The sequence below is a fragment of the Lawsonibacter sp. genome (assembly GCF_022777125.1).
In the GTDB taxonomy this organism is placed as follows: domain Bacteria; phylum Bacillota; class Clostridia; order Oscillospirales; family Oscillospiraceae; genus Lawsonibacter_A; species Lawsonibacter_A hominis.
Genome location: NZ_JALFGV010000154.1, coordinates 1 through 10,220 on the forward strand (window position 1 = coordinate 1; position 10,220 = coordinate 10,220).

Below are 10,220 nucleotides of genomic sequence, written 5' to 3' on the forward strand. Positions count from 1 at the left end.
TCATCTCCTTCTTTTCACGGCTCTCGTCCCGTTACAGCAGCTGTTTCAGCTCGAACACAAGATTCATCGCTTCGATGGGCGTCATGGTATCGACCTCCACCCTGCGCAGGCGCTCCGCCGCCTGGCTGGCCCCCAGGTCCAGCAGGGAGACCTGCCCGTCCCCGTCCGCGGCGGCGTCGGCGGCGCCCCGGACGCAGCCGTCGCGCTCCAGCTCGGAGAGGATCTCCCTGGCCCGCTGGATGACCCGGTCGGGCACTCCGGCCAGCTTGGCCACTTCGATTCCGTAGCTCTGGTCGGCCCCGCCCCGGACGATCTTGCGCAGGAAGAGGATGTCGTCCTTCTTTTTCTTGGCGGCAATGTTGTAATTTTTCACGCCGGGGATCTGCCCTTCCAGACAGGTGAGCTCGTGATAGTGGGTGGCAAACAGGGTCTTGGCCCCCAGGCGCCGCCGGTCGGCGCAATGCTCCAGCACTGCCCGGGCGATGGACATGCCGTCGTAGGTGCTGGTGCCCCGTCCGATCTCATCCAGGATCAGCAGGCTCTTGCTGGTGGCGTTTTTTAAAAGCTCGGCCACCTCGGTCATCTCCACCATAAAGGTGGACTGCCCGGCGGAGAGGTCGTCGCTGGCCCCGATGCGGGTGAACACCCGGTCCACCACCCCGATGCGGGCCCGTCGGGCCGGGACAAAGCAGCCCATCTGGGCCATGAGCACGATGAGGGCCACCTGGCGCATGTAGGTGGACTTGCCCGCCATGTTGGGGCCGGTGAGGATGGCCACCAGGTTCTCCCGGCTGTCCATGCGGGTGTCGTTGGGTACGAACAGGCTGGTCTTGAGCATCCGCTCCACCACCGGGTGGCGTCCTTCCGTGATCTCGACGGTATCGGACAGATCCACCTCCGGCTTGCAGTAGTTCTGCTCGTCGGCCACGGCGGCGAAGGAAGCCAGCACATCCACCTGCCCCACGGCGGCGGCGGAGCGCTGGATGCGCCCCACTTGGGCGGCGGTCTGCTCCCGCACCGCGCAGAACAGCTCATACTCCAGGGCGGTGATCTTGTCCTGGGCGGAGAGGATGGTATGCTCCATGTCCTTGAGTTCCTGGGTGATGTAGCGCTCGCAGCCCGACAGGGTCTGCTTGCGGATGTAGTCCTCCGGCACCTGATCGTAATAGGATTTGGAGACCTCGATATAGTACCCGAAGACCTTATTGTAACCCACCTTCAGGCTCTTGATGCCGGTGCGCTCCTTTTCCCGCGTCTCAATGGCGGCCACCATGCCCTTGCCGTTGACCATGACGTCCCGGAGCCGGTCCACATCGGCGTTGTATCCGGCGCGGATAAAGCCGCCCTCCCGCACGGAGAAGGGAGGCTCGTCCACCACGGCGGCGCCGATGAGCGCGCGCAGCGGCTCCAGGTCGTCCAGCTCCTCCCGCAGGGAAGCCAGCAGGGCGGAGGGATAGGGGGCGAGCAGTTCCCGCAGCCGGGGCAGCCGCCCCAGGCCGGCGGCCAGGGCCACCAGGTCCCGGCAGCCGGCGGCGCCGTATACGATCCGGCCGATGAGCCGCTCCAGATCGCCCACCTCCTTGAGGCAGAGGGCGAGCTCCTCCCGGCCCACAGCGTCCCCCGCCAGGTCCTCCACGGCGGACAGGCGGCGGGTGATGGCGGCGGGGGAGAGCAGAGGGCGCTCCATCCAGGCGCGGATGAGCCGGTGCCCCATGGGCGTTTTCGTCTTGTCCAGCACCCACAAAAGGCTGCCCCGCTTCTCGCCGGAGCGCATGGTGGCGGTCAGCTCCAGGGTCCGCCGGGCGGTCAGATCCAGCTCCATGTACTGCCCCGTGGTCTGGTAGCCCAGCGCGGAGATGTGGGACAAGTCGGTCTTCTGGGTCTCATAGAGATAGGAGAGCAGGCCGCCCGCCGCCTGCAGGGCGTGGCCGTCCCCCTCCGGCAGGGCGCGGGCGCCCTCCGGAAACTGGTCGTTTACCAGCTTGCGCGCGCGCTCCGGCCGGAAGCGCTCCCCGCCGCCGTTTTCACAGCGGCACTCCAGGCGCTGCCGGAGAAACGCCAGCAGCGCCGGGTCGGACCACGCCTCATCGGACAGCACCGCCTCCCGGGGCGAGAAACGGCCCAGCTCGTTGTACAGGTGCTCGCCTCCGTCCCCGGCGAAAGAGGCGGCGGTACACTCGCCGGTGGAGATATCACAGAAGCACACCCCCGTGCCCTGCGCATCCCGGCAGATGGCGCAGATGTAGTTGTTGCGCCCCTCCTCCAGCATATTGGAGTCGATGACCGTGCCGGGGGTGACGATGCGGACGACCTCCCGCTCCACCAGCCCCTTGGCCAGCGCCGGGTCCTCCATCTGTTCGCAGATGGCGACTTTGTAGCCCTTGCTGATGAGCCGGGCCACATAGGCGTCGGCGGAGTGGTAGGGCACCCCGCACATGGGGGTGCGCTCCTCCTCCGGCTTGCCCCGGTCCCGGGTGGTGAGGGTCAGCTCCAGCTCCTTGGACGCCAGCAGGGCGTCCTCGTCAAACATCTCGTAAAAGTCCCCCAGACGGAAAAACAGGATGCAGTCCGGGTGGAGCTCCTTCATTTCTTTGTACTGCCTGCGCATGGGGGTCAGTTCGGCCATGGGGTGTCTCCTTCTTTTTTCTCTGAACGCCTGGATTGGTGGACGGGGGACCTTGGGATGGGGGAGCGGTCGTTTCGCCGGGCAGGGCGCTTTCCCACAGGGGGCCGTTTGGTCGTTCAAGGGGATCTCGCCCGGGCGGCCGCCGCGGGGGCAGGCGCTCAGTCCGGCTGCGCTTCCCCGGTCAGGGACCACTTGTTGGCCCCGGTGACCTTCACCGGGACGAAGCGCCCGATCAGGGCCCTGTCCCCGCTCAGGCGCACCAGGCGGTTGCCCGGGGTGCGGGCGGTAAGGCCCTTCTCGTCCGCCCCGTCCACGAGACAGCGCACCGTTTTGCCCACGTAGGCGGCGTGGCGCTCCTCGCTGATCTTGTCCTGCTCCTCCACCAGGCGCTGGAAGTTGGCGGCCTTCTGCTCCTTGGGCATGGGGTCGGGCAGCGCGGCGGCGGGGGTGCCCTCCCTGGGGGAGAAGAGGAAGGTGAACAGCGCGTCGAAGCGCACCTGCTGAATGAGGCTCAACGTCTGCTCAAATTCCTCCTGGCTCTCGCCGGGGAAGCCCACGATCACGTCCGAGGTGAGCACGATATCGGGGATCAGGGCCCGCAGGGCGTGGACCTGCTCCAGATACCCCTCCCTGGAATAGCGGCGGTTCATGGCCTGCAGCACCCGCGTGCTGCCCGACTGGAAGGGGAGGTGGAAGTGGGGGGCCACCTTTTCGCACCGGGCCATAGTCTCAAAAAGCTTCTGGGAGGCGTCCTTGGGGTGGCTGGTCATAAAGCGCAGCAAAAAGTCCCCCGGGATATCGTTGGCGGCGGCGAGCAGGTCGGCAAAATCCATGCCCCCTCCCAGGTCCTTCCCGTAGGAATTCACGTTCTGGCCCAGCAGGGTAATGTCCCGATAGCCTTCCGCCGCCAGCGCCCGGATCTCGTCCAGAACGGCCCCCGCTTCCCGGCTGCGCTCCCGCCCCCGGACGTAGGGCACGATGCAGTAAGAGCAGAAGTTGTTGCATCCGTACATGATGGACACCCAGGCCTTCACCCCGTCCTGGCGCACCAGGGGAATGCCCTCGGCAATGGAGCCGGGCTCGTCCGCGATGTCGAAGATGCGCCCCCGGCGGGTGACCAGGCGGTACAGCAGCTCCGGAAAGCGCCAGAGCGCGTGGGGGCCGAAGACCAGGTCCACCTGCCGGTAGGACGCTTTGATCTTCCGGGCCACATGGGGCTCCTGGGCCATGCAGCCGCACACGCAGATCAGCTGGCCGGGCTTTGCCCGCTTGGTGTGCACCAGCGCGCCCACGTTGCCCAGCGCCCGCATCTCCGCATGCTCCCGGATGGCGCAGGTGTTGATGAGGATCAGGTCGGCCTGCGCCTCCTGATCGGTGAACTGATACCCCATCTCGGACAGGTAGCCCCGCAGCCGCTCGGAGTCGGCCTCGTTCTGCTGACAGCCGTAGGTGTCCACAAAGGCCAGGGGCGGCGTGGGGCGGGCGGCGCTGCGCTCGTGCAGCAGGGCGCAGAACTCCCGCTGGCGGGCGATGTCTTCCGGCGCGATTCTTGTCGTCTCTCGGTTCAAAACGGTTCCTCCAAAACGGTATTCAATCTCTGAAATTGTATCATCTTTCCCGGAAAAACACAAGCGGCAACCCCTTTTCGTTGACGGTCTATTTACAGAAGTGATATAATGCTTTCAAACACGCGAAGGACCCCCTGCCGCATTTGCCCTGCCGCGCGCGGCGGCAGGGGCGCGGCGGCGGCGCGCAGTCTGAACGGAAAGGCGGCCATGCCATGAAAAAGCTGGTCATCGAGCGGGAAGCGGTCAAAAATAACATCACCGTGGTCAAGGACCGGGCCGGATCGGCGTGTATCTACGCCGTGCTCACCGGGGACGGCTTCGGCGCTGGCATCACGGAGCTGGCCCAGCTGCTGCGGGAGGAGGGCGTGGGCCGCTTCGCCGTGTCCGAGCCCGCCGAGGCCGCCGCCCTGCGCAAGGCCGGGCTGGTGGAAGAGGAGCTCCTGATGCTCCGCCCCACCACCGACCGGGAGGAGCTGGAACAGCTCATCGACCTGAACGTGGTGTGCACCATCGGCTCGGCCGATACGGGCATGGCCCTCAACGGCGTGGCGGAGGCCCGCTCCACCGTGGCGGAGGCCCATATCCAGATCGACACGGGCATGGGCTTCGGGGGCTTTCTGGCCGCCGAGCCGGACAAGATTCTCTCCGCCTACCGCAACCTGCCCAACGTGGCGATCTCGGGTGTCTATACGCAGATCCACGCCACAAAACGGGACGGCCGGGACGCCGCGCCCCAGCTGGAGGAATTCCAGCAGGTGGTGGAGGCCATCCGCGCCGCCGGCTTCGAGACCGGGGTCGTCCACGCCGCCGGTTCCTACGCCCTGATGCACTATGAATTTGCCCGGCTGGACGCGGTGCGGGCGGGCTCCGCCCTGATGGGCCGCTGCCGCCGCAGCCGGGGCGACGGTCTTTTGAAGGTGGGCTACGGCGAGGTGGGCATCGAGGAGACCCGGTGGCTTCCCCGCGGCCACACGGTGGGCAACGAGCAGCTGGTGACCCTGCGCCACCCCACCCGGGTGGCGGTGCTGCCGGTGGGCTACCAGAACGGCTTCGGCGTGGGCCGCGCGCGGGACGCCGGACTCTGGGCCACCCTGCGGCGGTGGCGCAGCGCCAAAAAGCAGACCGTGCGCATCAACGGCCAAAAGGCCCGCATCATCGGGCGCATCGGCGCCATCGAGACCATCGTGGACGTGACGGAGCTGAAATGCGCCGCCGGGGACGCGGCCGTCTTTGACATCGACCCGCTCTACGCCCGCGGCTTTACACGAGAATACCGATAAGGAGAACAAGTCTATGCGCGCTGTCGTTACCCGCGTAAAAAACGCGAAGGTCACCATTGAAGGCAAAGTGAACGGCGAGATCGGCCAGGGCTTCCTGGTGCTGCTGGGCGTGGGTCCCGCGGACACCGAAGCCCAGGCGGTCCGTCTGGCGGACAAGATCTGCGGCCTTCGCATCTTTGAGGATGAGGCCGGGAAGATGAACCGGAATCTGGAGGCCGTGGGGGGAAGCCTGCTGGTGGTGAGCCAGTTTACCCTCTACGCCGACACCAAGTCCCGCCGCCCCGGCTTTACCGGGGCCGCCAAGCCCGCGCTCGCCGTCCCCCTGTACGAGAAATTCATGGCCGAGTGCGCCGCCCGCGGCTTTCCGGTGGAGCACGGGGAATTCGGCGCCGACATGCAGGTCTATTCGCAGAACGACGGGCCGGTCACCATTCTGTTGGACACCGACCAGATGTGACGGGCGTCCCAGGCGCCCGGTCTCACCCCCGGTACCGAAGGACACAGCCGTCCGGCGGCAAGAAAGGAAGAAACAAGCCATGCAAATCAAAGCCCTGCCGGTTGGCGCCATGGGCACCAACTGCTATCTGCTGGAAGACGAGAGCACCAACGCCGCCGCCGTCGTGGACCCGGGCGGCGACGCCGGGCGTATCCTGGCCCAGCTGCGCGCCGACGGGATGACGGTGCGCGCCATTCTGCTCACCCATGCCCATTTTGACCACACCGGGGCGGTATCGGAGCTGCGGCAGGCCTTGCCCGGCGTGCCGGTCTACCTGCACCCGGCGGACGCCGCCCTGTTGGGAAGCGACATTTTTCCCCCCATCGGCGCCACCGTGCCCTATGACGAGGGGGACGCCCTCACCGTGGGCTCCCTGACGGTGCGCGTGCTGCACACCCCGGGCCACACCCCCGGCGGGGTGACCCTTTTGGCGGGGGACGCGCTGTTCACCGGCGACACCCTCTTCCAGGGCTCCATGGGCCGCACCGATTTCGCCGGAGGCTCCTACGAGGCCATTCTGGCCTCCCTCCGGCGCCTGGGGCAGCTGAGCGGCGACTATCAGGTGCTGCCCGGCCACATGGACGTCTCCACCCTGGAACGGGAGCGCAGGAGCAACTACTACCTGATGGAAGCCCTGGAGGGCTGATATGAGGCGCTATGGGAGAAGCCGCCCGTCCCGATCTGCCGCCGGGCAAACGCGGCCAACGGACCGGAGGCGGCCATGAAGCTCTATTTCAAGGGCCACGACTACAAATATGCCGCCGAGCAAATGCTGCTGACCCTGTTTCCCGGCCAGCGGCCGGAGTATCCCGCGTCCCCGCCCGCAGCGGGGGAGGACGCGCTGGAATTGTCCCTGTTCCGGGGGCGGGTCTGGGCCACGGCCACGGCGCGCCTCTCCTATCGGGGGAAGCGCTGCGCCGCCGTCCGGCGCTGTTCGTCTGCCGAGCTCACCGGCGGCCTGGCCGACAGCCGGGCCCTCCAGCGGATCTTAAAGCTGGCCTTTTACGACGCGGGGGTGCGCGCGCTGGGACGCGAGCCCCCCTGGGGGGCGCTGACCGGGGTGCGCCCCGTGAAGATCCCCGCCCGGGCCATGGCGCAGGGGGCCTCCCCCGCCCAGGCGGAGGCCCTGCTGCGGGACACCTACCGGGTGTCCGCCCCCCGGCGCGCGCTGGCCATGGACTGCGCCCGGGCCAGCCTGGCCGCCCAAAACAGCCTGAGACGCGACGAGGTCTCCCTCTATGTGGGCATTCCCTTCTGTCCGACCCGCTGCGCCTATTGCTCCTTCGTCTCCGCCGACGTCGGGCGCGCCCTCAGGCTGATCGACCCCTTTCTGGCGGCCCTGCACCGGGAGATCTCCGCCGCAGGGGCCATGCTGGAGCGGGCCGGCCTGCGGGTGCGCACCGTCTACTTCGGCGGCGGGACCCCCACCACCCTGTCCGCCCCTCAGCTGGACGCCCTGCTGGGCCACCTGGCGGAGCACGTGGATCTCTCCCGCTGCACCGAATACACGGTGGAGGCCGGGCGGCCGGACACCATCACGGCGGAAAAGCTCTCCGTGCTGGCGCGGCGCGGGGTGGGGCGCATCTCCGTCAACCCGCAGAGCATGGACGACCGGGTCCTCGCCGCCATGGGCCGCGCCCACCGCTGCCAGGACACCCACCGCGCTTACGCCCTGGCGCGGGAGCACGGGATCCCCTGCGTGAATATGGACCTGATCGCCGGATTGCCCGCCGACACGCCTGAAGGCTTCCGGGCCTCTCTGGAGCAGGTGCTCGCCCTGGGCCCGGAAAATGTCACCGTGCATACTCTGGCCCTGAAAAAGGGCTCCCGGCTGATGGAGGAGGGGGGCGCGCTGCCCTCGGGAGCGGATGTGGGGTCCATGCTGGACTACGCCTGGAGCGCGCTGCGCGCTGCGCGCCAGACGCCCTATTACCTCTACCGGCAGAAATATATGTCCGGCTCCTTTGAGAACGTGGGCTGGGCCAAGCCGGGCTTTGAGAGCCTGTACAACATCTGCATGATGGAGGAGCTGCATACCATCGTCTCACTGGGCGGCGGCGGCGTGACCAAGCTGGTGGACCCCCATACCGGACGCATTGAGCGCATCGCCAACGCCAAGTACCCCCAGGAGTATCTGCGCGGCCTGGATCAAATGATCCGGGAAAAGTCCCGCGTGGCGGATTTTTTTGCGGCATGGAATCAAAATAAGGAGGGGTAGTATGCCCTATCAGCTCAACGAGATCAACGACAAGCTCCGCAAAGACCCCGTGGCCTTTCTGGCCGAGTGCGACGCCCACTACCAGCAGCGCATCAATACCGCCGTGGACGCCATCCTGGCGCGGATGAAGGACAGCCCCATCGTCCTGCTCTCCGGCCCCTCCGGCTCGGGAAAGACCACTACCGCCCTCAAGCTGGAGCAGGAGCTGGAACGGCGCGGGGTGAACACCCACACCATCTCCATGGACAATTACTTCAAGACCCTGAACCGGAAGACCGCCCCCCGCACGCCCGAGGGCGATATCGACTATGAGTCCCCCCGCCTGCTGGATATGGACCTGCTGGACGAGACCTTTACCAAGCTCTCCAGGGGCGAGTGGGTGGTGGTGCCCAAGTTTGAATTCGCCCGCCAGATGCGCAACGACAGCCGGGGCTCCCTGCTCAAGCTGGACCAGAACGAAATCGCCATCTTCGAGGGCATCCACGCCCTCAACGACGACATCGCCGGCCGCCACCCGGAGGCCACCACGCTGTATATTTCCGCCCGCTCCAATATTCTGGAGGGGGAGACGCTGCGCTTTAAGGGCACCTGGATGCGCCTGGCCCGCCGGGCGGTGCGGGACTTCAACTTCCGCGGCACCGACCTGGGGGAGACCCTGTCCATGTGGTACAACGTGCGCCGGGGGGAAAAGGCGTATATCTCCCCCTTCAAGGGCCGGGCCAAGATCGTCATCGACTCCTCCCTGCGCTACGAGGTGAGCGTCTTTGCCAACTACGCCGCGCCCCTGCGTCAGGCGGTGGACCTGGTCCTCCCCGAAAACGCGCGCTATCGGGAGCTTCACGATCTGGTGAGCGCCTTTGCGTACTTTGAACCGGTGGACCCCGCGCTGGTCGCCTCCGATTCCCTGATCCGGGAATTTATCGGCGGGGGCAGCTACCGCTACTGATGCGACCCCCGGCGGGAAGCGTGGCCCTTTGGGGCCCGTCACCGCCGCACCGCCCGCCGCGGCGGGCTCAAACAAGATAGGAAAGAAGGAATCTCCCATGTCCGAATGCACCCATGACTGCTCCTCCTGCGGCGAAAGCTGCACAGAGCGCGCCGAGCCCCAGAGCCTCCAGGCGCCCGCCAACGCCCTGTCCAAGATCGGCAAGGTCATCGCCGTGGTCAGCGGCAAGGGCGGCGTAGGCAAAAGCCTGGTCACGTCCTCTCTGGCCGTGGCCATGAAGCAGCTGGGCAAAACGGTCGGCGTACTGGACGCCGACATCACCGGCCCCTCCATCCCCACCGCCTTCGGCGTACACGCCCGGGCGGAGGGCAGCGAGCTGGGCATCTATCCCGCCGTCACCAGGACCGGCGTGGAGATCATGAGCCTCAACCTGCTCACCGCCAATGAGACCGACCCCGTCATCTGGCGCGGGCCCGTCATCGCCGGCGCCGTGAAGCAGTTCTGGACCGACGTGATCTGGGGCGAGCTGGACTACCTGTTCGTGGACATGCCCCCCGGAACGGGGGACGTGCCCCTGACCGTCTTCCAGTCCCTGCCCGTGGACGGCATCATCGTGGTCACCTCCCCCCAGGACCTGGTCAGCATGATCGTCACCAAGGCCGTGAAGATGGCCGAGATGATGAAGATCCCCGTACTGGGTCTGGTGGAGAACTACAGCTACTTCAAGTGCCCCGACTGCGGGAAGGAGCACAGCATCTTCGGCCAGAGCCGCATCGACAAGGTGGCGGGGGAGCTGGGGCTGAGGGTCCTGGCCCGCCTGCCCATCGACCCCGGCGTGGCCGCCGCCTGCGACGCGGGCAGGATCGAGGATTATACGCCCAATTATCTCTCCGCCGTAGCCAGGGACCTGGCCGAATAACCAACCGGGGCGGGCCCGCCATCACGGCGGACCCGCCCCTCTGTTTTCGCCTCCCGGCGTCCGTCGCCAGGCTTCTTCCACTACACGAACACGGCCTGCACCAGCACCATGTAGAGTATGGTGCCGCCGAAAATGGACAAAAGGTTATTGTGCTTCCACACGTGCAG

The 10,220-nt window shown here is 66.9% G+C and carries 8 protein-coding genes; 6 read left to right on the forward strand and 2 right to left on the reverse strand.

All coding sequences use genetic code 11. The annotated features are described in order from the left end of the window. Window positions 1–31: 31 nt before the first annotated feature. Window positions 32–2,626 carry a DNA mismatch repair protein MutS gene (mutS, locus tag MR825_RS12565; protein WP_287881028.1) on the reverse strand — a complete coding sequence of 865 codons (2,595 nt, stop codon included), beginning with the start codon at window positions 2,624–2,626 and terminating at the stop codon, window positions 32–34. Window positions 2,627–2,784: 158 nt separating this feature from the next. Beyond that, entirely contained in the window at window positions 2,785–4,194 is a 1,410-nt protein-coding gene (miaB, locus tag MR825_RS12570; RefSeq protein ID WP_287881029.1) for a tRNA (N6-isopentenyl adenosine(37)-C2)-methylthiotransferase MiaB, read from the reverse strand. Between the two features lie 212 nt (window positions 4,195–4,406). Between miaB and MR825_RS12575 the strand changes: the two genes are divergently transcribed. The 6 genes from MR825_RS12575 (at window position 4,407) to MR825_RS12600 (ending at window position 10,053) form a co-directional block, all read left to right on the forward strand. Next, the gene (locus MR825_RS12575; RefSeq protein ID WP_186908405.1) at window positions 4,407–5,474 is read left to right on the forward strand and encodes an alanine racemase; all 1,068 of its coding nucleotides are present in this window, start codon (window positions 4,407–4,409) and stop codon (window positions 5,472–5,474) included. A gap of 13 nt (window positions 5,475–5,487) precedes the next feature. Next, window positions 5,488–5,931, forward strand: coding sequence for a D-aminoacyl-tRNA deacylase (gene dtd / locus MR825_RS12580; protein WP_186908404.1), 444 nt, complete (start codon window positions 5,488–5,490; stop codon window positions 5,929–5,931). A gap of 79 nt (window positions 5,932–6,010) precedes the next feature. Next, entirely contained in the window at window positions 6,011–6,616 is a 606-nt protein-coding gene (locus MR825_RS12585) for an MBL fold metallo-hydrolase (RefSeq protein ID WP_287881030.1), read from the forward strand. Window positions 6,617–6,691: 75 nt separating this feature from the next. Continuing rightward, the gene (gene hemZ / locus MR825_RS12590) at window positions 6,692–8,188 is read left to right on the forward strand and encodes a coproporphyrinogen dehydrogenase HemZ (protein ID WP_287881031.1); all 1,497 of its coding nucleotides are present in this window, start codon (window positions 6,692–6,694) and stop codon (window positions 8,186–8,188) included. A 1-nt stretch (window position 8,189) separates the two neighbouring features. Then, window positions 8,190–9,134: a uridine kinase family protein gene (locus tag MR825_RS12595; RefSeq protein WP_186908401.1), complete on the forward strand. Its 945-nt coding sequence runs from the start codon at window positions 8,190–8,192 to the stop codon at window positions 9,132–9,134. 97 nt (window positions 9,135–9,231) lie between these two features. Then, window positions 9,232–10,053, forward strand: a complete 822-nt coding sequence (locus MR825_RS12600; RefSeq protein ID WP_186908400.1) for an Mrp/NBP35 family ATP-binding protein — start codon at window positions 9,232–9,234, stop codon at window positions 10,051–10,053. The last annotated feature ends 167 nt before the right edge of the window (window positions 10,054–10,220 follow it).

What these genes read in the sequence shown, in the direction of transcription:
- mutS (WP_287881028.1), bottom strand. Translation starts at nt 2,626, where the DNA reads ATGGCCGAACTGACCCCCATGCGCAGGCAGTACAAAGAAATGAAGGAG.
- MR825_RS12575 (WP_186908405.1), top strand. Translation starts at nt 4,407, where the DNA reads ATGAAAAAGCTGGTCATCGAGCGGGAAGCGGTCAAAAATAACATCACC.
- dtd (WP_186908404.1), top strand. Translation starts at nt 5,488, where the DNA reads ATGCGCGCTGTCGTTACCCGCGTAAAAAACGCGAAGGTCACCATTGAA.
- MR825_RS12585 (WP_287881030.1), top strand. Translation starts at nt 6,011, where the DNA reads ATGCAAATCAAAGCCCTGCCGGTTGGCGCCATGGGCACCAACTGCTAT.
- hemZ (WP_287881031.1), top strand. Translation starts at nt 6,692, where the DNA reads ATGAAGCTCTATTTCAAGGGCCACGACTACAAATATGCCGCCGAGCAA.
- MR825_RS12595 (WP_186908401.1), top strand. Translation starts at nt 8,190, where the DNA reads ATGCCCTATCAGCTCAACGAGATCAACGACAAGCTCCGCAAAGACCCC.
- MR825_RS12600 (WP_186908400.1), top strand. Translation starts at nt 9,232, where the DNA reads ATGTCCGAATGCACCCATGACTGCTCCTCCTGCGGCGAAAGCTGCACA.